Source organism: Thioclava sediminum, assembly GCF_002020355.1.
GTDB lineage: Bacteria > Pseudomonadota > Alphaproteobacteria > Rhodobacterales > Rhodobacteraceae > Thioclava > Thioclava sediminum.
Genome location: NZ_MPZV01000002.1, coordinates 37,663 through 60,220 on the forward strand (window position 1 = coordinate 37,663; position 22,558 = coordinate 60,220).

The following is a 22,558-nucleotide window of genomic DNA, read 5'->3' on the forward strand; positions in this document are numbered from 1 at the left end:
GCTGGGCTAGCGCGCCTGACACCTCTTTTTCGTTTCACCGCGATCGAGATCGCTGTCCGGGTTTGCCAGCATCAGGGACTCGCAGTGGTCCTCGACGCTGACGCGCGCGCGCATGCTCTCCTTTCGCAGAAGGTCATATGCGGCATCTTCGTTAAGCCCGCGCTGGCGCATGAGCGCCGCGACAGCCTTGATGACGTAAATACGTTTGCGGCGGCGTTCGCCCATATCGTCGAGGCTCGCCTTGAGGCCGTCGATTTGCTCGAACGCGTTCACGCCCAGATAGAGAGCGGAATAGACGGCGCCGCTATGGATCGGTTTTTGCAGGAAGGACGCGGCCCCGAGTTGGAGCATCGCCTTGAGACGGCTCGGCGCTTCCGTTCCGACCAGCCCGACCGTCGGACACGGCGCATGCTGGGGCGACAGGTTGAAACTCTCGGGCCAAGCCTGCGGCAGGTTTAGGTCGCCGTCGATGATGACGAGGTCGGCCTCTGGGCTCAGGTCTTCGGGCAGTTCGAAAACCTGGCGCGGCGAGACGGGACGGGTATCCGGCTCCAGCCCCAGCCGACGCAATGTCGTTTCGAGAATGCCCAGCGAACGGCCCTCGGTGGTGAAGATGACGGCCCTGCGGCCGCGGAAGTTTTGCGCGATCCGGGGTGTCTTCATTGAACCACCCTCACGTTCCTGCGCCGCTCCGCCGGCTCGAAGGTCGTCGTCGAGGAGACAAGATACGGGTCGGCCGCGATGGGTTCGGGCGCTTCGAGCAGGATGTCGAACTCGAAATCCGCGCGCGACAGCCCGATCCGGGGCGTGAGCGAGGCATGGTAGGTTTCGGGATCGATCGTGACCCGGCCTTGCGGCGCGTCGAACACCTGACCCGCAGCCGCTTCGAGAACCGCCCCCACCGACGCGGTACCCGCATCGGCGATGGATTTCGCGAGCATATGAATGGCGACATAAGCGGCTTCGGCTTCGGCGGAAACGACAGGTCCCTCGGGGAAGGCTTTGCCATAGGCCTCGACGAAGCGCTTGTTGCGCTCACCCGCGAGGGACGAGAAATAGACGCTGGAACTGATCTGCCCATCCGCCCCTACCGGGCCGATCGCGCGAAGCTCGGGCTCCGAGAGGTTACAGCTCGCGATCGGGAAGCGCGTGGTCTGCTCGATGCCGCGCGCCTCACAGGTCTCCCGGAACGCCCGGAAGAACGCGTAAGAGGACTCGCCGATCAGCGCGTTGAACACGAAATCAGGCTTGGTCTCGAGGATCTCCTCGATGATGGCGTCCATATCGGTCTCGCCGACCGGCAGATACCGCTCCGCCACCACTTCGCCGCGGCGCCGCTGAAGTTCCTCGCGCATCACCCGGTTGCTTTCCCAGCCCCAGATATAGTTCGAGCCGATGCAATAGGCGCGGCGGCCGAAGCGGGCGCAGAGAAAATCGATGAGCGGCGACATGTGATGGTTCGGCGCCGCGCCCGTGTAGATGACGTTGGTCGAGCTCTCGAAGCCTTCGTAATGCGTCGGATACCACAGCAGCGCGTCATGCTTCTCGAAGAGCGGGATCACTTCCTTGCGGCTCGACGAGGTGTAGCAGCCGCAGATATGGCGGATGCCTTGGTCGAACATGCTCTGCACCGCCGGCGCGTATTTGTGCAGATCGCTCTCGGGATCGACATGGATGGGGTCGAAGATAACCGCCGCGCTCGGGTCCGCGTTGATCTCATCACAGGCAAGCTGCGCGCCGTTGAGCTGCGTATGCGCCACTCTACCGTATGCGCCGGTGGTCGAGAAAAGCAGGCCGATCTGTAGGTCGAGACGTGTCATTTTCGATCTTCCAACGACAAAAACCCCCAGAAGCAGAAACTGCTTTGGAGGCGGAATTGCCGACATATCTGAGGGTTCAACGCGCCATGACGAGCACATTTGCTCGGCGCTTACCTCAAGCTAGGGAATCGATCACGAAGGTGTCAATAGACATGTTGCTTCGCTGTGGCCGCCCCCCTCTCATGCCCACACATGCACGTTATTGAAGCTGTTCCGAAAGCAGACTGCCCGCAAATTGAGCGCAACCCGGATGCAAAAGGGGCTCGCCTTCCCTGAAGCTGTGATATCCGGAGAATGGGCCGTCCCCCTTAGGGCGGAGGCTTTGCCGACGTGCGACGGGATCGCTCTTGGGCATGGAAGCGATGCGCTGGCGGAGGAGGTGGGATTCGAACCCACGGTAGGCTTTCACCTACGTCGGTTTTCAAGACCGGTGCATTAAACCACTCTGCCACTCCTCCGACCGGCTTCGCTTAGACCGCTTCACGCGATTCTGAAAGTCTTGCGCGCCGTTTTCCGCGCGTGGGCGTTGGGGCAGCTTTTCACGGGCTCTGCAAATCGCTAGGATCGCGCGTAACGCATGGCGCAAGCGGTGCAGACGCGCAGGCAAGAGGCGGGCAAACCGCGCGAAAAGGGGCACAGGATGACTGAGCAGGATAAGATGACGCGCAAGCGGGTGACGGGCTTTGCCCTGATGCTGGGCGCGGGGATCGCGCTGGCAGGCTGTCAGGAGAGCGGCGGCTCCCCGTTCGGGATGTTCAAGAAGAAGCCCGCGGACGAGACCGCGAGCCCCGGCGACGCCGAAACCGTCACCGAAAACGGCCAGAAGATGATCGAGCGCGACGTCGAAGCGCCGCAGGTCTTCTCTGTCGATGAAAAGGGCCTGTGGGACGGGCGCCCCTCGCTGGGCGGCGTCTGGGTCGCGCATCCGAACGTGAAAGACCCCGAGCGGGTGATCATCCGCAACCCGTCGAACGGCAAATTCGTGATCGGGGCGCTGTTCAAGCGCGAGACCGACAATCCCGGCCCGAAACTGCAGGTCAGCTCGGACGCGGCCGATGCGCTGGGGCTGCTGGCGGGCGCGCCGACCGAGCTTTCCGTCGTGGCGCTGCGCCGCGAGACGGTTCCGGTCAAGGAAGACAAGCCCGCGCCGCTCGTCGACAAGCCGGTGATCGCGGCCCCTGAAGAGGTGGAGCAGAAGTCGCTCGACGAGGTAACCTCGACCGCAGCGGCTGGGATCGCGAAGGCCCAAGGCACGCCGAAGCCCGCAGCGAAACCCGCCAAGCCCGCAATCGGTGCGGCCCCTGCCCCGGCGCCCGCCCCCGCAGCCCCGGTAGCTGCGGCGGCTCCGCAGCCGAGCACGCCGAAAATGAGCACCGGCGCAGGCTATATCCAGATCGGCATCTTCTCCGTCGAGGCGAATGCGAAACGCGCCCAGAGCCAGATGGCCAAGGCGGGCGTGATCGCCGAGATCAAGAAGGAACAGAGCCACTCCAAGACCTTCTGGCGCGTGATCGCGGGCCCTGCGCCCACGAAATCCGACCTCGACGCGCTCAAGACCAAAATTCACGGGCTGGGCTATCCCGACGCCTACCCCGTCTCGAAATAGGACTACGCAGAAGATATGACCTTCATTCGCCTGATCGCCGCCACGCTTGCAGCCTGCCTGTTCGCCCTGCCCGCCGCCGCCTTCGACACCAAGGCCCATGCGGCTTGGGTCTATGACCTGTCGACCAAGACCGTCCTGATGGCGAAGAACGCGGACATCCCGCTGCCCCCGGCGTCCATGTCGAAGCTGATGACGCTCGATCTGCTGTTCGAGGCGCTGGAAGATGGCCGGGTCACGATGGATACAACCTTCCCGGTGTCCGAGCATGCGCAGTCGATGGGCGGTTCGACGATGTTCCTCAACACGACCGACCGGCCTACCGTGCGGGATCTGATCCAGGGCATCATCATCAACTCGGGCAACGACGCCTGCGTCGTGGTGGCCGAGGGGCTGGCGGGCTCGGAGTCCTCCTTCGCCGACCTGATGACCGAGCGCGCGCATGAGCTGGGCATGAAGAACTCGATGTTCGCCAACTCGAACGGCTGGCCCGACCCCGGCCAGCGCATGTCGGTCCATGATCTCGGCATCGTCGCGAGCCGGATCATCACCCATTTCCCGCAATATTATCACTTCTTCAGCGAGACCCATTTCAACTATAAGGATCGCGCCCCGGCCAATGCCGAGAACCGCAATCCTCTGCTGGACATCCGCGCCGCCGACTGGAAGGCCGATGGCATGAAGACCGGCCACACGCAGGAAGCGGGCTACGGCCTCGTGGGCTCCGCGGTGATGGGCGAGCGCCGCATCGTCTTCGTGCTGGCAGGCATGCCCTCCGAGCAGTCGCGCCGGTCGGAAGGCGAAGCGGTCGCGAACTGGGCCTTCCGTCAGTTCGTGATGAAGGACGTGGCGAAGGCGGGCACCCAGCTTGCCGAGGCGCCGGTCTGGCTGGGCGGCAAATCGACCGTCGGCCTTGCGCCGAAAACCGATCTGTCGCTGCTGGTTCCCGCGGGTTCGAAAGACAAGGTGACTGCCGAGGCCGTGTTCAAAGGACCGCTGCAGGCCCCGATCAAGCAAGGTCAGGAAGTCGGCAAGCTGGTGATCACCGTGCCGGGCCTCGACAACGCCAACGAAGTGCCGCTCGTCGCCACCGAGGACGTCAAGAAAGGCGGCTTTGTCGTGCGCGTGAAAGCGGCGCTGGCGCGGCTGTCGGGCAAGGCGTTCGAGGCCGCGATGGAACGGGTGAACAGCTAAGCGCGCATGTTCATCAGCTTCGAGGGGATCGACGGATCGGGTAAATCCACACAGGCGCGGATGCTGGCCGAAACCCTGCGGGACGCGGGGCGCGAGGTTGTTCTGACGCGCGAACCCGGCGGCTCTCCGGGGGCCGAGGAAATCCGGCGGCTGGTGCTTGAGGGCGATCCCGACCGCTGGTCGGCCGAGACCGAGATCCTTCTGTTCACCGCCGCGCGCCGCGACCATCTGGAGCGCGTGATCGAACCAGCGCTCGCCGCAGGCAAGGTCGTGATCTGCGATCGTTTCGCGGATTCGACCCGGATGTATCAGGGCCTCTCGCGCGGCGATCTGCGCGCGGTGGTCGATCAGTTGCACGCCCTGATGATCGGGCGCGAGCCGGACCTGACCGTCCTGATCGACATCGACCCCGCTGTGGGGCTATCGCGCGCAAAGGGGCGGCAAGGCACCGAGGAGCGGTTCGAGGATTTCGGCGTCGGCCTGCAGGAAAAGATGCGCGCGGGTTTCCTGTCGCTGGCCGAGGAATTCGCGCCCCGCTTCCGGGTAATCGACGGCGCGCGCGAGGCCGATGCGATTGCCGCCGATGTGCTGCGTGCCGTGCAGGCGGAACTGCAGAGCTAAGGGCAGCGCCAGACCCTCGGGTGGGCGCTTCGCAACGTTGGTGGCTTGGCGTTTTATCTCGAAAGCCCAGGAAAACCCGCGTGCCCGCGATGTCATCGCCAATGCGCCCTCCCGGTGGGAGGGTCGGGCGCGGCCCGGGGCTGGTCGCCCCGCGCCGACAGCATTCCGCAAAAACCCCGCTGGAAACCGCCCGCGCGCGCAACTAGAGTGCCGCCATGAGCCTCGCCGACCTTCCCGATCCAACCCTTGCGCCCGGTGCGCGACACCCGCGCGACACGCTGCGTCTGGTCGGTCAGACGCGGGCCGAGGAGGACTTCCTCGACGCCTTCAACATGGGGCGGCTGCATCACGGCTGGCTGCTGACCGGACCGCGCGGCGTGGGCAAAGCGACGCTCGCATGGCGGATCACCCGCTTCTTGATGACCCAGCCCGAGGACAATGGGCCGGGCCTGTTCGGCGAGCCGGAACAGCCCACCAGCCTCGATCCCGATCCGAACCACCCGGCGCTCAGCCGTATCCACGCCGGATCGGAGCCGGGCATCTTCGTGCTCAAGCGTGGCGCGAACGCCACCGAATCCGCGCTGTCGCAGGACATTCGCGTCGATGAGGTGCGCAAGCTGCGCTCCTTCCTGCATCTGTCGGCTGCCGAGGGCGGACGGCGGGTGGTGATCATCGACGCCGCCGACGAGATGAACACCCAGGCCGCCAACGCGGTGCTGAAACTGCTCGAAGAGCCGCCGCCGCGCGTCACCTTCCTTTTGATCGCGCATCAGCCCGCGCGGCTCTTGCCGACGATCCGCTCGCGCTGTCGGGAATTGCGGCTGGGCACGCTCACGCCAGATCAGATGGAAGCTGCCATCGCCGCCGCCGAAGAGGAGGGCGAGCCGCCGGATCTCGACCACCACGCGCTGGCCGCGCTGTCGGGTGGCTCCGTCGGTGCCGCGATCCGGCTGATCAATCAGGACGGCATGACGACCTATGCCAAGCTCGTCGATCTGATGGGCACCCTGCCCCGGCTCGACCGTCTGGGCGCGCTGGCGCTGGCCGAAAGCTGTGTCGGCAAGGCGAACGAGAACCGCTTCATCCTCGTCCTGAACCTGATCGACCTCTTTCTCTCGCGCACTGCGCGCGCGGGCGTGATGGGCCCGGCGCATCCCGAAGCGTCGCCCGGCGAGGCGCAGCTCCTCGCACGATTGTCGCCTGACGATCAGGCAGCGATGAAATGGGCTGCCCTCCATCAGAGCATGGGGGCACGCGCCGCCCACGGTCGGGCGGTCAACCTTGACCCTGCCGCGCTCGTGATGGATATCGTCTTGGAGATCACAGCCGCCGCTTCCTGATGCGGCGCGAAAGGAGCCGATTTTGACCCTCCCGCCCGAGATCACAGACAGCCATTGCCATCTCGATTTCCCCGATTTCGACGGTGAGCGCGACGATATCATCAGCCGCGCGAACGCCGCCGGAGTGACGCGGATGGTGACGATCTGCACCAAGCTGAAGAACGAGCCCTCCGTGCGCGCCATCGCCGAGGCGCATCGCGGCGTCTTCTACGCCGCAGGCACCCATCCGATGAGCGTCGCCGAAGAGCCGATGGCCACGGTGGACGAACTGGTGGCACTGGCCAAACACCCGAAATTCGTGGGCATCGGAGAGACCGGGCTCGATTATCACTACACCGCCGAGAGCGCCGAGGTTCAGAAGCAATCCCTGCGCCTGCATATCGAGGCCGCGCAGGAAACCGGTCTGCCGCTGATCATCCATTCGCGCGATGCCGACGAGGACATGGAAGCGATCCTGACCGAGGGGATGAAGGCCAAGCCCTACTCCTGCGTCATGCATTGCTATTCGTCGGGGCCGCGTCTCGCGCAGGTCTCGGTCGATCTGGGCTTTTACCTGTCGATGTCCGGCATCGCGACCTTCCCGAAAAGCCAGGAGGTGCGCGACATCTTCGCGAGCGCACCGCTCGAGCGGATCCTCGTGGAGACCGACAGCCCCTATCTCGCGCCGCCACCCTATCGCGGCAAGCGCAACGAGCCCGCCTACACGGCGCACACCGCCAAGGTCGGCGCCGAAGTCTTCGGCCTGCCGCTGGAGGAATTCGCCGCCGCGACGCAGGCCAATTTCGACCGCCTGTTCTGGAAAGCCGCCGAGCATGGCGAGCGGGGGAGCATCGCTGCATGAGTCGGATGCGCTTCACGATCCTCGGCTGCGGCTCCTCGGGGGGCGTGCCGCGCATCGGCAACAATTGGGGCGACTGCGACCCGGCAAATCCGAAGAACCACCGGCTGCGCTGTTCGATGCTGGTCGAGCGGGTCTCACAATCGGGCACCACGCGGGTCCTGATCGACACCACGCCCGACATGCGCCAGCAACTGCTGACCGCGGGCGTGGGCGAGCTGGATGCGGTGGTCTACACCCACAGCCATGCCGATCACGTCCACGGGCTCGACGATCTGCGCCAGATCGTCTTCAACATGCGCACCCGCCTGCCCGTCTGGGCCGATGCCGATACCGAGGCCGCGCTTCTGGACCGCTTCGCCTATGCCTTCGTCCAGCCCTCGGACAGCAATTACAAACCGATCTGCGAGCTGAAATCGATCCATCGCGAGCGGCCCTTCCAGATCACCGGCGCGGGCGGCTCGATCGAGTTTCAGCCCTTCCGCGTCGAGCACGGCAATATCGACGCGCTCGGCTTTCGGATCGGCGGGCTGGCCTATCTGCCGGACGTCTCGGACATTCCCGAAGAGGCATGGGCCTATCTCGAAGGCCTCGATTGCTGGGTACTCGACGCGCTGCGCCGCACGCCGCACCCCACCCACGCGCATCTGGCCCGCGCGCTGGAATGGATCGAGCGTGCGCAGCCCGCGAGCGCGGTGCTGACCAACATGCATATCGACCTCGACCACGACACCGTCGCCGAGGAAACGCCGGATCACATTCGCCCTGCCCATGACGGGATGGTTCTGGACTTCGGCCTCTGATGAGCGTTCTGATCGACGTCATCCTGCCGGTCTTCCTCGTCATCGGCTTCGGCTATGTCGTGGCCTGGCGCGGGCTGTTCTCCGAAGGCGCGGTCGACGGGCTGATGCGCTTTGCGCAGAACTTCGCAGTGCCGGTGCTGCTGGCACGCTCGATCGCCAATCTCGACCTGACGCAGAGCTATAACTGGGCGATGATGGCCGCGTTCTATTCAGGCGCACTGATCTCTTTCGCCATCGGCATCACCGGTGCGCGCATGATAGGCCGCAACGGTCCGGAGAGCGTCGCCATCGGCTTCGCCTGCCTGTTCTCGAATTCGCTGCTGCTGGGCGTGCCGATCACCGAGCGCGCTTACGGCACCGATGCGCTGTCGGGCAATTTCGCGATCATCTCGGTGCACTCGCCCTTCCTCTACACGATCGGCATTCTCGCGATGGAGATGGTGCGCTCGTCGGGCACCGGCACGTCGCTGGGGCGCGTCGGGCTCAACGCACTGATCGGCGTGCTGCGGACCCCGCTGGTGATCGGCATCCTGACCGGCTTCGCGATCAAGATCCTCACCACGCTGACCGGCCAGCCCCTGCCCCATCCGATCCGCGAGGGGATGGATATGATGGCGCGCGCAGCACTGCCTGCGGCGCTGTTCGGGCTGGGTGGCGTGCTCTATCGCTATCGTCCCGAAGGCGATGCGAAGGCGATCGCGATGGTCACGGGCCTGTCGCTGATGCTGCATCCGGCGATCACCTATGGGCTCGCGCATTTCGCCTTCAAGGTGGACACGTCCGCGCTGCGTTCCGCCACGCTGACGGCGGCGATGGCGCCGGGGGTCAACGCCTATCTCTTCGCGAATATCTACGGGGTGGCGCGCAGGGTCGCGGCCTCGGCCGTGCTGATCGCGACGGCGTTGTCGATTCTGACGATCTGGGGCTGGCTTGCGATATTGCCGTGAGGTTTAGGGGCTCTGCCCCTTTGGCCTGCGGCCATTCACCCCGGGATATTTAGGGCAATTGGAAGAAGGGCAGCTTACGCCTTACGGACACGGATCACCACGTCGACGCGGGTGATCTCGGCGCCCTCGGGAGCCTGCGGGATCGAGGCGAGTTTCAACTCCTCGGCCGGGGCATCCGACAGACGGTTGTCGTCTTCCCAGAAGAAATGCGGGTGATCGTCCATACGCGTGTCGAAATAGCTGCGCGCGCCGTCCACCGTTATCTCATGCATCAGCCCCGCGTCGCAAAACGCCTTGAGTGTGTTGTACACGGTGGCGAGCGAGACCTTCTCGCCCGCATCGCAGGCGGCCGCGTAGAGGCTTTCGGCCGTGACATGACGATTTTCCCCATCGCCAACGAGCAATGTGGCCAGCGCCAGTCGCTGACGGGTCGGGCGCAGCCCGCCACGGCTCAGCCAGTCCTGCCCGCGGCGCTGTTCGGTCGAATTCGTCACAGCCATGTCATGTCTCCTCGGTACCTATATGAGACTTTTCCACTCAGGTTTCAATGCAACCGCGCAGGGGCGCGGCCTGTCACCGTCGCCCTTGCGCCACGCGGCCACGCGGTGATAGAGGGATGCAAAAGCACGCCAAAACCGGGAAGGAGCGCCGATGGCTGGGTTTCCGACGAGCTTCGGGAAAGAAGATCTTCTGAAATGTGCACGCGGGGAGCTGTTTGGCCCCGGCAATGCACAGCTTCCGGCGCCGCCGATGCTGATGATGGACCGCATCACCGACATCTCGGGCGATGGCGGCAAGCACGGCAAGGGCCATGTGGTCGCCGAGTTCGACATCACCCCCGACCTGTGGTTCTTCGAATGCCATTTCCCCGGCAATCCGATCATGCCGGGCTGCCTCGGCCTCGACGGGTTGTGGCAGCTGACCGGCTTCAACCTCGGGTGGCGCGGCTGGCAGGGTCGCGGCTATGCGCTTGGCGTGGGCGAGGTTAAGCTCACAGGCATGGTCCGCCCGGATCGCAAAATGCTGACCTACAAGGTCGATTTCACCAAGGCCGTTCAGACGCGTCGCCTGACCATGGGTGTCGCCGACGGGATCGTCGAGGCCGACGGTGACGTGATCTACGAGGTCAAGGACATGAAGGTCGCGCTCTCCGAGAGCTGACCCCCATAGACAGACAAGACAGGAGGCCCGCATGCGCCGCGTCGTCATCACCGGTTTGGGCATCGTCTCGCCCATCGGCAACAATGCCGAAGAAGTCACCGCCAGCCTGAAGGCCGGCAAATCCGGCATCGTATTCGCCGAGGATTACGCCGAGCGCGGCTTCCGCAGCCAGGTCAAAGGCCAGCCGAAGATCACGCTCGAGGACCATATCGACAAGCGCAACCTGCGCTTCATGGGTCCGGGCGCGGCCTATAACTTCATCGCGATGGAGCAGGCTCTGGCCGATAGCGGTCTCGAAGAGAGCGACATCTCGAACCCGCGCAGCGGCCTGATCATGGGCTCGGGCGGTCCGTCGACCTCGAACTTCTTCGAGGCGCATCGCATCGTCATGGAGAAGGGCTCGCCCAAGCGGATGGGGCCGTTCATGGTCACCCGCTGCATGAGTTCGACGAACTCGGCCTGTCTGGCCACGCCGTTCAAGATCAAGGGCGTGAACTACTCGATCACCTCGGCCTGCTCGACCTCGGCGCATTGCATCGGCAACGGCACCGAGCTGATCCAGATGGGCAAGCAGGACATCGTTTTCGCCGGCGGCGGCGAGGAACTGGACTGGACGCTGAGCTGCCTGTTCGACGCGATGGGCGCGATGTCGTCGAAATATAACGACACGCCCGAGCTGGCCTCGCGCGCCTTCGACGCGACCCGCGACGGGTTCGTCATCGCAGGCGGCGGCGGTGTCGTCGTGCTGGAGGAACTCGAGCACGCGAAGGCGCGCGGCGCGAAGATCTACGCGGAAGTCACCGGCTACGGCGCGACCTCGGACGGCCACGACATGGTGGCGCCGTCGGGCGAAGGCGGCGAGCGCTCGATGAAGCTCGCGGTCGGCACCCTGCCCGAAGGCCGCAAGATTTCCTACATCAATGCGCATGGCACCTCGACGCCCGCAGGCGACGTGACCGAAGTGCAGGCCGTGCGCCGCGTCTTCGGCGAGGAAAACGTGCCGAAGATCTCCTCGACCAAATCGCTCACCGGGCACTCGCTCGGCGCGACCGGCGTGCATGAGGCGATCTATTCGCTGCTGATGATGGAAAACAACTTCATCACGGCCTCGGCCAACATCACCGAGCTCGACCCGGAGATCAAACCGGAAGAGATCGCGATGGAGCGGATCGACAATGTCGAGTTCGACTCGGTCCTGTCGAACAGCTTCGGCTTCGGCGGCACCAACGCGTCGCTCGTGATGAGCAAGTATAAAGACTAACGGCAAGAACAAACGGCGGCAGGGACGGGAATGGCGGAACTGATGAAGGGTAAGCGCGGCCTCGTGATGGGGGTCGCCAACGAGCGCTCAATCGCTTGGGGGATCGCGAAGGCACTGGCCGAGCAAGGCGCGGAACTGGCGTTCTCCTATCAGGGCGAAGCCTTCGGCAAGCGGGTCGAACCGCTGGCCGAGAGCGTGGGCTCGAAATTCCTGCTGGATGTGGACGTGAATGACGACGCCTCGATGGACGCCGCCTTCGCCAAGCTGAAAGAGGAATGGGGCTCGATCGACTTCGTCGTGCACGCCATCGCCTATTCCGACAAGTCCGAGCTTGCGGGCCGGTTCATCAACACCACCCGCGAGAACTTCAAGAACTCGCTGACGATCTCCTGCTACAGCTTCATCGACGTGGCCAAGCGCGCCTCGGAACTGATGAACGAAGGCGGCTCGATGATCACGCTGACCTATATGGGCTCGCAGCGCGTGACGCCCTATTACAACGTGATGGGCGTGGCGAAAGCGGCGCTGGAATCGGCGGTGCGCTATCTGGCGGCCGATCTGGGCCCCGACGGCATCCGCGTGAACGCGATCTCGCCCGGCCCGATGAAGACGCTGGCCGGCGCTGCGATCGGCGGCGCGCGCAAGACCTTCCGCCACACCGAGCACAATTCGCCCCTGCGCCATAACGCGACGCTGGAAGCGATTGGCGGCACGGCCGTCTATCTGCTCTCGAACTATGGCGCCTGCACCTCCGGCGAGATCATCTCGGTCGATAGCGGCTATCACGTCATGGGCATGCCCGCGGCGGAGAACCTGTAAGCTCAGCCAATCACAAGCAGGGCGCGCGCCGGCCCGTGGGGTGGCGCGGTCCTCGCTCTGTGCGGCAGCGCTTTATCCACGCCACATACCTCGAACATGGCTGCGTTTCGCGTGGTTGGCCAAGGCGCCAGCCCGCGGGGACGGGCCGGCGCGCGCCATGCTACCCATTCCCTCCCTTCCCCCATCCCCTGCCCCGCGTTAGGCTTTCGCGAACACGCAGGGAGGCGCGCATGGCACTCGATTTCTCCATCGGCATCATCGGCTCAGGAATGCTCGGCGCAGCGATTGCCGAGGCGCTCTGGCGCGCGGAGCCCAAGTCGCTTCTGATGGCCAACCGCTCCGGCGCGCGGCCTGACATTGAGGGCTTCCCGCCGGAGAACGTGCTGACCGATCCGCAGGTGCTGGTAGAGGCTTGCGACGTGGTGATCCTCTGCGTGCCGCCCGCCGCTGCCCGAGACCTCAGGATCGACGCGAAGGACAAGCTGGTGATCTCCGTCATGGCGGGCGTGCCGCTCTCCGAGCTCACCCGCATCAGCGCCAGCCCCCGCGTGATCCGCGCCATGTCGAGCCCGGCGGCAGCAAAGGGCCTCGCCTATAGCCCATGGTTCGCGAGCGATGCCGTGACCGAAGACGACCGCGCCCGCACCCGGGCCCTGTTTGAGGCCTGCGGGCAGACGGACGAACTCACCGACGAGGCCCAGATCGACCTCTTCACCGCGATGACCGGCCCGGTGCCGGGATTCGTCGCGGCCTGCGCCGCCGCGATGGCGCGTCATGCCGAGGATCAGGGCGTCCCGCCCGAGATCGCCGATCGCGCCGTGCGCCAGCTATTCCTCTCGGCCGGGCAGATGATGGGCGAGGGCCCGACGCCTCAGACCCATGTGCAGGAGATGATCGACTACGCGGGCACGACGGCCAAGGGCCTGACCACTCTGCGCGACAATGGCTTTGCCGAGCGTCTGGCCGAAGGGCTCGCCGCCGCGACGCAAGCCTCGCGCGACATCTACTGACCCTTGCACCCGGCCCCGCCAACGCTAGGCTGTGGCTCGGGAGGAAATATCATGTCCATACAGCTTTGCGTCTTCGACGCCTACGGCACGCTTTTCGACGTCGACGCCGCCGCGCGCAATCTGGCCGCCGAAGAGCCGCGCCTGACCGAGATCTGGCCGCGCCTTGCTGCCGATTGGCGGCGCAAGCAGCTCGAATATAGCTGGCTGCGCGAGGTGATGGGCGATTACGTCGATTTCTGGCAGCTGACCCGCGACGGGCTCGATTGGGCGATGGCGGCGCAGGATCTCGACGATCCCGATCTGGCCGAGCGGCTGATGGCGCTTTACCGCGAATTGCCCGCCTTCCCCGAAGTGCCCGAGATGCTCGATGCGCTGCACCATCGCGGTGTCGGACGTGCGATCCTGTCTAACGGCGCGCCCGACATGCTGGGGGCTGCGGTTCATGCGGCGGGGGTCGGGCATCTGCTCGACGAGGTGCTCTCGATCCACGAGATCGGTCATTACAAACCCCGCGCCGCCGTCTACGACATGATCGCGCAGAAGATGGGCGTCGAACCGGAGAAGACCTGTTTCATCTCGTCTAACGGCTGGGATGCGGCGGGCGCGGCCAAGGCGGGCTTCCACGTCCTTTGGGTCAACCGCGCGGGCGCCCCGGTCGAGCGGCTGCCCTATAAACCCGCGGCGATCCTGACGGACCTGCGCGCGGTGCCCGACCACCTCTGAGAAGCGCTCACTCGTCCATCTCGCGCAGCGCGCGCCGCAGCCGCATCGTCTGCGCCTGAAACCCTTCCGCATCCGTGTATTCCACGAAATCGCGGTAGCGCAGATGCGGCCCCTTCACCCGATGCGCGTGCTTGATCGGGCACCAATATTGCTCGGTCCGCGCGGCGATCTCGTAGGCATAGCTCAGAAGTCCGTTGCAATAGCCGCAATAGACGCAGTTCAGCTTCTGCAACGTGTTGAGATAGGCCAGATGCTGACGGTCGACCACGATATGATCGGAGCGCTTTACCTTGGCGATGCGGTAGATCGGAAAACAGATCGCCTGATAGAGGCTCACGAAAAGGTCGAGCAGCACGAAGGGCACGATCAGCGAATAGATCACCGGGGCGGTCAGAATGACCATCGGGCGCGCATAGGACAGGAAGCGCAACAGCCCCACCCGCGCCTGCCGATGCGCATCGCGAACGCCCGCCTCGAACACCACCCGGTTATGGTCGAGCCGGAACGCCATCGCCTCGCGCCTGCGCTCCCATTCCGCTTCGATTTCGTCTTCGAGCGCACTCAGTCTTTCGTGTAATCTTTCCAGTGTGTCAGCCATGGCGATCTCCCTCTAACGCACTATGATCGCTGACAGGTCAGCAATCCAGAGAGGAGCGGCGTAATGGAATTCTTTACCGCGGATGATGGCGCGAAGATCGCCTATCGCGACAGTGGCAGCGGCGTGCCGATTCTGGCTTTGTCCGGGCTGACGCGGAACACCCGCGATTTCGACTACGTCGCGCCGCATCTCAAGGACGTGCGTCTGATCTGCATGGACTATCGCGGCCGCGGCGAGAGCGACTGGACCGGCGAGAAAACCTATACCGTGCCGCGCGAAGCGGCGGATGCGCTGCAACTGCTCGATCATCTGGGGATCGAGAAGGCCGCAATCCTCGGCACGTCGCGCGGGGGCCTCGTGGGGATGTATCTGGCGCTGACCTCGAAAGAGCGCATGACCGGGCTCGCGCTGAACGATGTCGGGCCTGTTCTTGACGAGAAGGGGCTGAACAAGATCTTCGACTATATCGGGCGCAACCCGGCGGCGAAGAGCTATGCCGAAATGGCTGAAAAGCTGCCCGAGGCGATGATCGGTTTCGATAAGGTGCCGCCCAATCGCTGGGCGATGGAGGTCCGCCACCACTACGTGGAGACCGATGACGGGCTGAAGATCAATTACGACCCGGCCCTGCGCGATGCCTTCCTCGGCGTCTTCAAGGGCGGCGTGGAGCCCGCCTGGCCGCTCTTCGAGGCCACCGAAGGGCTGCCGATCGTCCTGACCCACGGCGCGAATTCCGATCTGCTGAGCGACGCCACGGTGGACGAGATGCAGCGCCGCCGCCCGGACATGATCTATGCGCGCGTCGCCGACCGCGCCCATATCCCCTTCCTCGACGAACCCGAGTCGCTTGCAGCCCTCGAAGCATGGGTCGAACGGATCAAAGGGTGAGCGAGGCCCGTGTCACCCTCATTGCCAGCGCGATCACGCTGATCACGGGCGCGCTCTGGGGGCTTTACTGGCTCCCGGTGCGCGCGCTCGACGGGCACGGCCTGGCGGGCGCTTGGGGCACGGTCGCGATCACCCTGGTCGCCTGCGTGGCCCTTGCGCCCATCGCCTGGACCAAGCGCTACGAACTCGCCACCGCCACGCCAGCCGCGCTAATCTCGGTCGCGCTCGGCGGGGCGGCCTTTGCGCTCTATTCGATCGGCTTTCTCTACGGCCGCGTCGCGCTGGTGATCCTGCTGTGGTTTCTCACCCCGGTCTGGTCGGTGCTGATCGGACGGTTCGTGCTGGGCTGGCCGGTCTCGCGCCTGCGACTGGCCGCGATCGTCATTGGCCTCGCGGGGCTCGGCCTTATGCTGGGCGCAAGCGGCGGCCTGCCCTTGCCCAGCAGCTTGGGCGAATGGATGACGCTTGTAGGCGGCGTGATCTGGTCGGTCGCGACCACGGGGATGCGCACCAGATCGACGCTCTCGCCCGGCCCCGCCACCTTCGTCTTCGCACTCGGCGCGGCCCTTACCGCGCTCTGCCTCGCACCGTTCCTTGCGCCCCTTCCCTCGAGCGGCGTCGATTGGGCAGCGTCGGTTGGGCTGATCGGTGCCGCCGGGGTGTTCTGGTGGGGCGCAGCGACGGCCGGGCTCATGTGGGCGACCGTGCGGCTCGAACCAGCACGGATCGGAATCTTGCTTATGAGCGAGGTGCTCGTCGGCGCGGTCTCCGCCGCGCTGATCGCGGGCGAACGGCTTGCCGCGCTGGAGATCGCAGGCGGCGCGCTGGTGCTGGGCGCTGGCCTGCTGGAGGTCTGGCCTGCGCGCGCCACGCAACGCCCCGCCTGACCGACCCAATCCGCAAACAAAAAAGGCGCCCCGCGGGGCGCCTTTTTCATAAGATCGCGGCGCGGATCAGTCCTTCGCGCGCTCCACATAGGTGGTGTCTTCGGTGTTGATCACGATGCGCGTGCCCACGCCGATATGCGGCGGCACCATCACGCGGATCCCGCCGGTGCAGATCGAGGGCTTGTAGCTCGACGAGGCGGTCTGACCCTTCACGACCGGCTCGGTCTCTTCGACTTCGACGGTGACTTTCTGCGGCAGGTCGATCGCGATCGCGTTCTCCTGGAAGGTCTTGAGATGGACGCGGATGCCGTCGCGCAGGAACACCTTCGCGTCGCCGATCACGTCATCCTGCACCGCGAGCTGCTCGTAGGTCTCGGGGTCCATGAAGTGATAGCCTTCGCCATCCTCGTAGAGGAAATCGTATTCGCGCTCTTCGACATGGGCGCGCTCGACCTGCTCGGTCGTGCGCCAACGCTCCGACACCTTCGTGCCGTCCGAGATGCGGCGCATATCGACCTGCGTGACAGGCGTGCCCTTGCCGGGATGGATGTTCTGCGCGGTGATCACGACGTAGAGCTTGTCGTCGATTTCAAGCACGTTGCCCTTGCGGACAGAGGAAGCGATGACTTTCGCCATGAAAGGACCCCTTTGAATTCGGATAAAACAGGCTCTGGCGCCCGGATTGCAGAGCGCCTAAACCATTTGCGCCCCGATTTCCAGCCTGAAAGGCCTGTCATGCCCCCGTTCTGGACGCCCGAGCGCCACGCCGACCGCCGCCCCGCCCTTCTCGCGCGCAACCGCATTCAGGCGGCGATCCGCGGCTGGCTGGCGGCGGAGGATTTCGTCGAGGTCGATCCCTGCGCGCTGCAGGTCTCCCCCGGCAACGAGGCGCATCTGCACGCCTTCGCCACCGACATGATCGGCAATGACGGTGAGGCGCGCCGGATGTACCTGCACACCTCGCCCGAATTCGCGATGAAGAAGCTGCTGGCGGCGGGCGAGCGGCGCATCGCCGCCTTCGCCCATGTCTGGCGCAACCGCGAGGCGGGCAAGCGGCATTCGCCCGAATTCACCATGCTGGAATGGTATCGCGCGGGCGAAGACTATACCGCGCTGATGGCCGATTGCGCGGCGATTCTGCGGCTGGCAGCCGAGGCTACAGGATCGTCGGCGCTGCGCTATGGCACTGCCGAATGCGACCCCTTCGCCGATCCCGAACGGCTGTCGGTCGCCGATGCCTTCCAGCGCCATGCCGGGATCGACCTGCTGGCCACCTGCGACGGGGCCGAGACCGACGCGGAGGCGCTGCGCGCGCAATGCGAAGCGATCGGCTTTGCAGTGGCGGCGGGCGACAGCTGGTCGGACATCGTCTCGAAACTGCTGGTCGCGAAGGTCGAGCCGCATCTGGGCCATGGCCGCGCGACGATTCTGGATCGCTATCCGCTGGCCGAGGCCGCGCTGGCCCGCCCTGCCCCGGATGACGACCGCGTCGCCGAACGCTTCGAGCTTTACGCCTGCGGGGTCGAACTCGCGAACGGCTTTGGCGAGCTGACCGATCCGGCCGAACAGCGCCGCCGCTTCGAGGGCGATATGGATCTGAAGGAAGAACTCTATGGCGAGCGTTACCCGATCGACGAAGACTTCCTCGCCGCCCTCGAGATTATGCCCGAGGCGTCCGGGATTGCGCTTGGCTTCGACCGGCTGGTGATGCTCGCCACCGGCGCGCCGAAAATCGAGGATGTGCTCTGGGTGCCGGTGGGCGGCGCGACGGACTGAGGCTCAGCCCTTCCCGCCCTTCTTCTCGGCGGCATGATCGGCCAGCATCTTGAACGGCACCACCCGCAGCGCATCGCGATGCGTCGAAGCCAGCATCACCTCGGGCGCGCAGCCCTCCTGCACCGCCTGCAAGAAACGCGAGGCGCACAGGCACCATTGGTCGCCCGGTTTCAGCCCCGGGAAATCATATTCCGGGCGCGGCGTGCTCAGATCGTTGCCGAGATATTTCGAGAAGGCGAGAAACTCCGCCGTCATCACAGCGCAGACCGTATGCGAGCCGCTATCCTCCCAGCAGGTGTTGCAGCTGCCATCGCGGAAGAACCCGGTGCGGGGCTTGAGCGAACAGGGCTGCAATGTACCCCCCAGCACGTTGATCGCCTCATACATCTGCATCGCGCAGCCCTCCCTGTCAGGAAACCTCTGCGATGCGGCGCAACATGGCAAGGTTTTCCTCCTCGACGCCCTCCTCCTTGAAGCGCCAGTCGGCGGCGTTGAGCGCGATCACCGTGTCGGTCGCGGGGCTGACATAGATGTGCTGGCCATAGATGCCGCGCGCGAAATAATCGCCGCCGTGCTCCGCCGTGTCGACGGGCACCCACCATTGGTAGCCGTATCCCTCGCCCTTCGGCGCCTGCAGCGCGGTCGATTGCGTAACCCAGTCCTCGGGCACGATCTGGCGCCCGTTCCAGAAGCCCTTTTGCAGGAACATCTGGCCGAAACGCGCATAGTCCCGCGTCCGCAGGTTCAGCCCGCCAAGGACGAAGCTGACGCCCAACCCGTCGGTCAGCATCACCGGCGCGGCCTCCAGCCCCATCGGTGCGATCAGCAACTCGCGCATCACCTCCGCCGGATCGGCCCCGGTCGCACCGGCGATCACCATGCCCAGAACATGCGTATCGATCGAGACATAGAGCATCCGCGCGCCCGGCTCCGCCTCGCGGATCTTGAGCGAGGCGGCGAAGGCGTCCATCGACCGCCCCATCGCGAGAACACGGCCCATCTTGTTGATATCCGAATGGAAATCCAGATAGTCCTCGTTGAAGGCCACACCCGAGGACATCACCAGCGCATCGCGGATCGTCACGCCCTCATAGCCCGAGCCCTTCAGTTGCGGCGCAAAGCGGGTGAGCGGCGCGTCGAGATCGGGGATCACGCCCTGATGGTGCAGGATGCCCAGCGTGGCCGAGAGGAAGCTCTTCGCCATCGACCAGGAGATGCGCAGATCCTCGGGCGCGGTGCCGCGGAAATAGCGTTCATGGGTGATCTGGCCGTGGCGCAGCTTCACCAGCGCGGTGACCCAGCGCCGCTCGATCCAATCTTCGACGCCCTCGGGCAGCGCCTCCTCCGCGCCGCGGGCCAAGTCCGACACCGGCCCGTCGCCACATGCGATCTCGCGCGAATGAAACAGTGCGGGCATGTTGGAGAAATTGCCGACGATCCGGTCGGGCTCGAACAGCCGGTTCACCGCGCGCAGCCGCGCGATCTCGGCGCGCTTCCACCATGCGAGCCCCGCAATCGGTAGCGCCGCCGCCATGCCCACCCGGATCGCCCCCCGCATCGCCTTTTGTCCAAGCTGTTTCATCGCGCGTCCCCTCGCCGCATATCGTCACGGCAAGGAAGCACGCCCCACGCCGATGCGGCAAGGAGAACCGGGCGTCATCGCGCAAACGCGACCTGCGCAAGGGTCAGTAGATATAGCGGATCTGGTCGGTCCAGTAGCGCTCCATCCGGCGCAGCGTGTGGTTCATCTCCTCCATCGCGTCGAAGGTGATGACGCCGCGCGTCTCCATCCCGCAGGCGTGCCGCTCGAACAGGGTCGCCACGTTCTCGCGCAGCTCGCGCCCCTTCGCGGTCAGCCGCACCCGCACCGAGCGGCGATCTATCTCGCAGCGCTGATGGTGCATGTAGCCCGCCTCCACCAGCTTCTTGAGATTGTAGGAGACGTTCGACCCCTGATAATAGCCGCGGGTCTTCAGCTCCCCTGCGGTCACCTCGTTCTCGCCCACGTTGAACAGCAAAAGCGCCTGCACCGGGTTGATCTCGAGGATGCCCAGCCGCTCGAACTCGTCCTTGATGACGTCGAGCAGCAAGCGATGCAGCCGCTCCAGCAGCGAAAGGCTGTCCAGATATCCCGCCATCAGCCCCGGCGTTGCCGGGACGGGCGTCATGTCGCTTGCAGATTTCTGCACGGTCATAGCATTCTCCGCCAGTTTCGCTGCCCCTGACGCAGGACAGTGGCGGGAAATGGCAAAGATACCGTTAAGCGGCCCGAATTCTCCGAAAATTCGCGCAAAACCCTATGAAATCCGGGGCTTCCGCGCCGTTCTCAGGTTTTCGTAATGTGCCGTTCGCGGGCGAACTGGCCGATTACGGAGAGCAATTCGAGGTATTTCGGCGGGCAAGGCTGCGCGCCCGAGACCCACGGATACAGGTCCTGATCGTTCTCTTCGAGAAGCTGGTCATAGAGATCGAGAGTGGCGGCATCGAGATCGGGCAGGCACGCATCGGCGTAAGGCCCGAGGATCAGGTCCATTTCCTTGATCCCGCGCCGCCAGCTGCGCATCTTCATCCGTTTCAGCCGCGCCTCTCGCGTCTCTGTCATCAACTCTCTCCTGCCACCAAGCGCTTCTCCAGCCGTGCCAGCCGCACGTCGAGATCTTCGAGCCCGGACCGCACTTCCCGGATTTCGCGCACGAGGGCGCGTTCCGCCTTTGCGTCTTCTCCCTGTTCGGGCGGGCCGTCAAGCCCCTCGCCCGATCCGGTCAGCAGCCACATCAGCGTCACGTTGAGCATCCCCGACAGCATCTGCAGCCGGTTCGCGCGCGGCTCCAGCACGTCTTCCTCCCAGGCCTGCAGCGTCTCGAGCCGGACGCCCAGCTGCGTCGCCAGATCCTCCTGGCTCAACCCTGCCGCTTCGCGCGCGCCCGCAAGCCGGTCGCCGAACGTTGCGCTCGCCTCGCCATACCAATCGTCGACCATGTCTCTCTCCCGCTTTCGCTTGAACGCTTCTGGTGCCGAGCCTAGAAGTTTGCCGAACGAGTTACAAATCAAGGGCGACGCGATGGCATTCCTTTCCGACACGCTTGCACGGGTGAAACCTTCGCCGACGGTCGCGATGACCGGAAAGGTGGCCGAATTGCGCGCGGAAGGCCGCGATGTGATCGGCCTTTCGGCGGGCGAGCCCGATTTCGATACGCCCGAGTCGATCAAGGACGCCGCGAAATCCGCGATCGACGCAGGCAAGACCAAATACACCGCCGTGGACGGCATCGCCGAGCTGAAACAGGCGATCTGCGCCAAGTTCGCTCGCGAGAATGGCCTCAACTACACACCCGAGCAGGTCTCCGTCTCCTCGGGCGGCAAGCAGGTGCTGTTCAACGCGCTGATGGCGACGCTCAATCCCGGCGACGAGGTGGTGATCCCGACCCCCTACTGGGTCAGCTACCCGGATATGGTGCTGATCGGCGGCGGCACGCCCGTCTTCGTTCAGGGCGATCCCGCGATGGGCTACAAGATCAGCCCCGAGGCGCTGGAAGCCGCGATCACGCCGAACACCAAGTGGTTCCTCTTCAACTCGCCCTCGAACCCCTCGGGCGCGGCCTATTCCCGCGAGGAGCTGACCGCACTGACCGAGGTGCTGATGCGCCACCCGCATGTTTGGGTGATGACCGATGACATGTATGAACATCTCACCTTCGACGGGTTCGAATTCACCACGCCCGCGCAGGTCGAGCCCGCGCTCTATGATCGCACGCTGACGGTCAACGGCGTCTCCAAGGCCTATGCCATGACCGGCTGGCGGATCGGCTACGCGGCTGGGCCGAAAGAGCTGATCGCGGCGATGCGCAAGGTGCAATCGCAATCCACCTCGAACCCCTGCTCGATCTCCCAATGGGCCGCCGTCGAAGCGCTCAACGGCCCGCAGGATTTCATCGACACCTTCCGCACCGCCTTCAAGCGGCGGCGCGATCTGGTGGTGGCCGGGCTCAACGCCTGCCCCGGCATCTCCTGCCCGACGCCCGAGGGCGCGTTCTACGTCTACCCCTCGATCAAGGACTGCATCGGCAAGACCTCCGCAGGCGGGCGCAAGATCGAGAGCGACGCGGATTTCGCCAACGCGCTCTTGGAGGAAAACAACGTCGCGGTGGTCTTCGGCGCGGCCTTCGGGCTTTCACCGAATTTCCGCATCAGCTACGCTACATCGGACGCGGCCCTGACCGAGGCCTGCGCCCGGATCAAGGCCTTCTGCGAAGGGCTGTCATAAGGCGG

Annotated in this window: 26 protein-coding genes and 1 tRNA gene; 16 read left to right on the forward strand and 11 right to left on the reverse strand. The window is 65.0% G+C overall.

Annotation, left to right across the window (positions count from 1 at the left end; genetic code table 11):
- Nucleotides 1–6 precede the first annotated feature (6 nt).
- From BMI91_RS07415 to BMI91_RS07425, 3 genes are all read right to left on the reverse strand, one after another.
- Nucleotides 7–663 carry an ANTAR domain-containing response regulator gene (locus BMI91_RS07415; RefSeq protein WP_078604518.1) on the reverse strand — a complete coding sequence of 219 codons (657 nt, stop codon included), beginning with the start codon at nt 661–663 and terminating at the stop codon, nt 7–9.
- Entirely contained in the window at nt 660–1,820 is a 1,161-nt protein-coding gene (locus BMI91_RS07420) for a transporter substrate-binding domain-containing protein (RefSeq protein WP_078604519.1), read from the reverse strand. Before BMI91_RS07420 ends, BMI91_RS07415 begins: the two co-directional genes overlap by 4 nt.
- A gap of 368 nt (nt 1,821–2,188) precedes the next feature.
- Nucleotides 2,189–2,278, reverse strand: a tRNA-Ser gene (locus BMI91_RS07425).
- A 182-nt stretch (nt 2,279–2,460) separates the two neighbouring features.
- On the opposite strand from BMI91_RS07425, the gene BMI91_RS07430 reads away from it, so the two are divergent.
- The 7 genes from BMI91_RS07430 (at nt 2,461) to BMI91_RS07460 (ending at nt 9,166) form a co-directional block, all read left to right on the forward strand.
- The gene (locus tag BMI91_RS07430; RefSeq protein ID WP_078605090.1) at nt 2,461–3,426 is read left to right on the forward strand and encodes an SPOR domain-containing protein; all 966 of its coding nucleotides are present in this window, start codon (nt 2,461–2,463) and stop codon (nt 3,424–3,426) included.
- Between the two features lie 15 nt (nt 3,427–3,441).
- Nucleotides 3,442–4,617 (forward strand): D-alanyl-D-alanine carboxypeptidase family protein, encoded by a 1,176-nt coding sequence (locus BMI91_RS07435; RefSeq protein ID WP_078520229.1) that lies wholly within the window; start codon nt 3,442–3,444, stop codon nt 4,615–4,617.
- Nucleotides 4,618–4,623: 6 nt separating this feature from the next.
- Nucleotides 4,624–5,238 (forward strand): dTMP kinase, encoded by a 615-nt coding sequence (tmk, locus tag BMI91_RS07440; protein WP_078604520.1) that lies wholly within the window; start codon nt 4,624–4,626, stop codon nt 5,236–5,238.
- Nucleotides 5,239–5,453: 215 nt separating this feature from the next.
- Nucleotides 5,454–6,578, forward strand: a complete 1,125-nt coding sequence (locus BMI91_RS07445) for a DNA polymerase III subunit delta' (RefSeq protein ID WP_078604521.1) — start codon at nt 5,454–5,456, stop codon at nt 6,576–6,578.
- A 22-nt stretch (nt 6,579–6,600) separates the two neighbouring features.
- Complete coding sequence (locus BMI91_RS07450) at nt 6,601–7,419, forward strand: TatD family hydrolase (protein ID WP_078604522.1); 819 nt, start codon at nt 6,601–6,603, stop codon at nt 7,417–7,419.
- Nucleotides 7,416–8,219, forward strand: a complete 804-nt coding sequence (locus BMI91_RS07455) for an MBL fold metallo-hydrolase (RefSeq protein ID WP_078604523.1) — start codon at nt 7,416–7,418, stop codon at nt 8,217–8,219. Before BMI91_RS07450 ends, BMI91_RS07455 begins: the two co-directional genes overlap by 4 nt.
- Nucleotides 8,219–9,166, forward strand: a complete 948-nt coding sequence (locus tag BMI91_RS07460; RefSeq protein WP_078604524.1) for an AEC family transporter — start codon at nt 8,219–8,221, stop codon at nt 9,164–9,166. Before BMI91_RS07455 ends, BMI91_RS07460 begins: the two co-directional genes overlap by 1 nt.
- A 74-nt stretch (nt 9,167–9,240) precedes the next feature.
- Here BMI91_RS07460 and irrA read toward each other — a convergent pair whose 3' ends face one another.
- On the reverse strand, nt 9,241–9,666 hold the full coding sequence (irrA, locus tag BMI91_RS07465) for an iron response transcriptional regulator IrrA (protein WP_078520235.1): 426 nt from the start codon (nt 9,664–9,666) through the stop codon (nt 9,241–9,243).
- Nucleotides 9,667–9,817: 151 nt separating this feature from the next.
- On the opposite strand from irrA, the gene fabA reads away from it, so the two are divergent.
- From fabA to BMI91_RS07490, 5 genes are all read left to right on the forward strand, one after another.
- A complete protein-coding gene (fabA, locus tag BMI91_RS07470; RefSeq protein ID WP_075776914.1) occupies nt 9,818–10,327 on the forward strand; it encodes a bifunctional 3-hydroxydecanoyl-ACP dehydratase/trans-2-decenoyl-ACP isomerase in 510 nt (169 codons plus the stop codon).
- A 31-nt stretch (nt 10,328–10,358) separates the two neighbouring features.
- Nucleotides 10,359–11,588 (forward strand): beta-ketoacyl-ACP synthase I, encoded by a 1,230-nt coding sequence (gene fabB / locus BMI91_RS07475; RefSeq protein ID WP_078541827.1) that lies wholly within the window; start codon nt 10,359–10,361, stop codon nt 11,586–11,588.
- Between the two features lie 30 nt (nt 11,589–11,618).
- A complete protein-coding gene (locus BMI91_RS07480; RefSeq protein WP_078604525.1) occupies nt 11,619–12,407 on the forward strand; it encodes an enoyl-ACP reductase FabI in 789 nt (262 codons plus the stop codon).
- A gap of 230 nt (nt 12,408–12,637) precedes the next feature.
- Nucleotides 12,638–13,417, forward strand: a complete 780-nt coding sequence (locus tag BMI91_RS07485) for a pyrroline-5-carboxylate reductase family protein (RefSeq protein ID WP_078604526.1) — start codon at nt 12,638–12,640, stop codon at nt 13,415–13,417.
- A gap of 51 nt (nt 13,418–13,468) precedes the next feature.
- The gene (locus tag BMI91_RS07490; RefSeq protein ID WP_078604527.1) at nt 13,469–14,140 is read left to right on the forward strand and encodes a haloacid dehalogenase type II; all 672 of its coding nucleotides are present in this window, start codon (nt 13,469–13,471) and stop codon (nt 14,138–14,140) included.
- A 7-nt stretch (nt 14,141–14,147) separates the two neighbouring features.
- Here BMI91_RS07490 and BMI91_RS07495 read toward each other — a convergent pair whose 3' ends face one another.
- Nucleotides 14,148–14,738, reverse strand: coding sequence for a hypothetical protein (locus BMI91_RS07495; protein WP_078604528.1), 591 nt, complete (start codon nt 14,736–14,738; stop codon nt 14,148–14,150).
- Between the two features lie 63 nt (nt 14,739–14,801).
- Between BMI91_RS07495 and BMI91_RS07500 the strand changes: the two genes are divergently transcribed.
- Nucleotides 14,802–15,626, forward strand: coding sequence for an alpha/beta fold hydrolase (locus BMI91_RS07500; RefSeq protein WP_078604529.1), 825 nt, complete (start codon nt 14,802–14,804; stop codon nt 15,624–15,626).
- Nucleotides 15,623–16,513, forward strand: coding sequence for a DMT family transporter (locus tag BMI91_RS07505; RefSeq protein ID WP_244176585.1), 891 nt, complete (start codon nt 15,623–15,625; stop codon nt 16,511–16,513). The genes BMI91_RS07500 and BMI91_RS07505 overlap by 4 nt, the downstream gene beginning before the upstream one ends.
- A 66-nt stretch (nt 16,514–16,579) precedes the next feature.
- On the opposite strand, the gene efp is transcribed toward BMI91_RS07505, so the two are convergent.
- Entirely contained in the window at nt 16,580–17,149 is a 570-nt protein-coding gene (gene efp, locus BMI91_RS07510) for an elongation factor P (RefSeq protein WP_078520244.1), read from the reverse strand.
- 99 nt (nt 17,150–17,248) lie between these two features.
- On the opposite strand from efp, the gene epmA reads away from it, so the two are divergent.
- The gene (epmA, locus tag BMI91_RS07515) at nt 17,249–18,289 is read left to right on the forward strand and encodes an EF-P lysine aminoacylase EpmA (RefSeq protein ID WP_078604531.1); all 1,041 of its coding nucleotides are present in this window, start codon (nt 17,249–17,251) and stop codon (nt 18,287–18,289) included.
- Between the two features lie 3 nt (nt 18,290–18,292).
- On the opposite strand, the gene BMI91_RS07520 is transcribed toward epmA, so the two are convergent.
- The 5 genes from BMI91_RS07520 to BMI91_RS07540 form a co-directional block, all read right to left on the reverse strand.
- Nucleotides 18,293–18,682 carry a DUF2237 family protein gene (locus BMI91_RS07520; RefSeq protein ID WP_078547997.1) on the reverse strand — a complete coding sequence of 130 codons (390 nt, stop codon included), beginning with the start codon at nt 18,680–18,682 and terminating at the stop codon, nt 18,293–18,295.
- Between the two features lie 16 nt (nt 18,683–18,698).
- Complete coding sequence (locus BMI91_RS07525) at nt 18,699–19,871, reverse strand: serine hydrolase domain-containing protein (RefSeq protein WP_093476977.1); 1,173 nt, start codon at nt 19,869–19,871, stop codon at nt 18,699–18,701.
- A gap of 103 nt (nt 19,872–19,974) precedes the next feature.
- Nucleotides 19,975–20,484 (reverse strand): MarR family winged helix-turn-helix transcriptional regulator, encoded by a 510-nt coding sequence (locus BMI91_RS07530; RefSeq protein ID WP_078520247.1) that lies wholly within the window; start codon nt 20,482–20,484, stop codon nt 19,975–19,977.
- A 131-nt stretch (nt 20,485–20,615) separates the two neighbouring features.
- Nucleotides 20,616–20,891, reverse strand: coding sequence for an FAD assembly factor SdhE (locus tag BMI91_RS07535; protein WP_078604532.1), 276 nt, complete (start codon nt 20,889–20,891; stop codon nt 20,616–20,618).
- Complete coding sequence (locus BMI91_RS07540) at nt 20,891–21,268, reverse strand: helix-turn-helix domain-containing protein (RefSeq protein WP_078541836.1); 378 nt, start codon at nt 21,266–21,268, stop codon at nt 20,891–20,893. Before BMI91_RS07540 ends, BMI91_RS07535 begins: the two co-directional genes overlap by 1 nt.
- 82 nt (nt 21,269–21,350) lie before the next feature.
- On the opposite strand from BMI91_RS07540, the gene BMI91_RS07545 reads away from it, so the two are divergent.
- The gene (locus BMI91_RS07545; protein WP_078604533.1) at nt 21,351–22,553 is read left to right on the forward strand and encodes a pyridoxal phosphate-dependent aminotransferase; all 1,203 of its coding nucleotides are present in this window, start codon (nt 21,351–21,353) and stop codon (nt 22,551–22,553) included.
- Nucleotides 22,554–22,558 lie beyond the last annotated feature (5 nt).

What these genes read in the sequence shown, in the direction of transcription:
- BMI91_RS07415 (WP_078604518.1), bottom strand. Translation starts at nt 663, where the DNA reads ATGAAGACACCCCGGATCGCGCAAAACTTCCGCGGCCGCAGGGCCGTC.
- BMI91_RS07420 (WP_078604519.1), bottom strand. Translation starts at nt 1,820, where the DNA reads ATGACACGTCTCGACCTACAGATCGGCCTGCTTTTCTCGACCACCGGC.
- BMI91_RS07430 (WP_078605090.1), top strand. Translation starts at nt 2,461, where the DNA reads ATGACTGAGCAGGATAAGATGACGCGCAAGCGGGTGACGGGCTTTGCC.
- BMI91_RS07435 (WP_078520229.1), top strand. Translation starts at nt 3,442, where the DNA reads ATGACCTTCATTCGCCTGATCGCCGCCACGCTTGCAGCCTGCCTGTTC.
- tmk (WP_078604520.1), top strand. Translation starts at nt 4,624, where the DNA reads ATGTTCATCAGCTTCGAGGGGATCGACGGATCGGGTAAATCCACACAG.
- BMI91_RS07445 (WP_078604521.1), top strand. Translation starts at nt 5,454, where the DNA reads ATGAGCCTCGCCGACCTTCCCGATCCAACCCTTGCGCCCGGTGCGCGA.
- BMI91_RS07455 (WP_078604523.1), top strand. Translation starts at nt 7,416, where the DNA reads ATGAGTCGGATGCGCTTCACGATCCTCGGCTGCGGCTCCTCGGGGGGC.
- BMI91_RS07460 (WP_078604524.1), top strand. Translation starts at nt 8,219, where the DNA reads ATGAGCGTTCTGATCGACGTCATCCTGCCGGTCTTCCTCGTCATCGGC.
- irrA (WP_078520235.1), bottom strand. Translation starts at nt 9,666, where the DNA reads ATGGCTGTGACGAATTCGACCGAACAGCGCCGCGGGCAGGACTGGCTG.
- fabA (WP_075776914.1), top strand. Translation starts at nt 9,818, where the DNA reads ATGGCTGGGTTTCCGACGAGCTTCGGGAAAGAAGATCTTCTGAAATGT.
- fabB (WP_078541827.1), top strand. Translation starts at nt 10,359, where the DNA reads ATGCGCCGCGTCGTCATCACCGGTTTGGGCATCGTCTCGCCCATCGGC.
- BMI91_RS07480 (WP_078604525.1), top strand. Translation starts at nt 11,619, where the DNA reads ATGGCGGAACTGATGAAGGGTAAGCGCGGCCTCGTGATGGGGGTCGCC.
- BMI91_RS07485 (WP_078604526.1), top strand. Translation starts at nt 12,638, where the DNA reads ATGGCACTCGATTTCTCCATCGGCATCATCGGCTCAGGAATGCTCGGC.
- BMI91_RS07490 (WP_078604527.1), top strand. Translation starts at nt 13,469, where the DNA reads ATGTCCATACAGCTTTGCGTCTTCGACGCCTACGGCACGCTTTTCGAC.
- BMI91_RS07495 (WP_078604528.1), bottom strand. Translation starts at nt 14,738, where the DNA reads ATGGCTGACACACTGGAAAGATTACACGAAAGACTGAGTGCGCTCGAA.
- BMI91_RS07500 (WP_078604529.1), top strand. Translation starts at nt 14,802, where the DNA reads ATGGAATTCTTTACCGCGGATGATGGCGCGAAGATCGCCTATCGCGAC.
- efp (WP_078520244.1), bottom strand. Translation starts at nt 17,149, where the DNA reads ATGGCGAAAGTCATCGCTTCCTCTGTCCGCAAGGGCAACGTGCTTGAA.
- epmA (WP_078604531.1), top strand. Translation starts at nt 17,249, where the DNA reads ATGCCCCCGTTCTGGACGCCCGAGCGCCACGCCGACCGCCGCCCCGCC.
- BMI91_RS07520 (WP_078547997.1), bottom strand. Translation starts at nt 18,682, where the DNA reads ATGCAGATGTATGAGGCGATCAACGTGCTGGGGGGTACATTGCAGCCC.
- BMI91_RS07525 (WP_093476977.1), bottom strand. Translation starts at nt 19,871, where the DNA reads ATGAAACAGCTTGGACAAAAGGCGATGCGGGGGGCGATCCGGGTGGGC.
- BMI91_RS07530 (WP_078520247.1), bottom strand. Translation starts at nt 20,484, where the DNA reads ATGACCGTGCAGAAATCTGCAAGCGACATGACGCCCGTCCCGGCAACG.
- BMI91_RS07535 (WP_078604532.1), bottom strand. Translation starts at nt 20,891, where the DNA reads ATGACAGAGACGCGAGAGGCGCGGCTGAAACGGATGAAGATGCGCAGC.
- BMI91_RS07540 (WP_078541836.1), bottom strand. Translation starts at nt 21,268, where the DNA reads ATGGTCGACGATTGGTATGGCGAGGCGAGCGCAACGTTCGGCGACCGG.
- BMI91_RS07545 (WP_078604533.1), top strand. Translation starts at nt 21,351, where the DNA reads ATGGCATTCCTTTCCGACACGCTTGCACGGGTGAAACCTTCGCCGACG.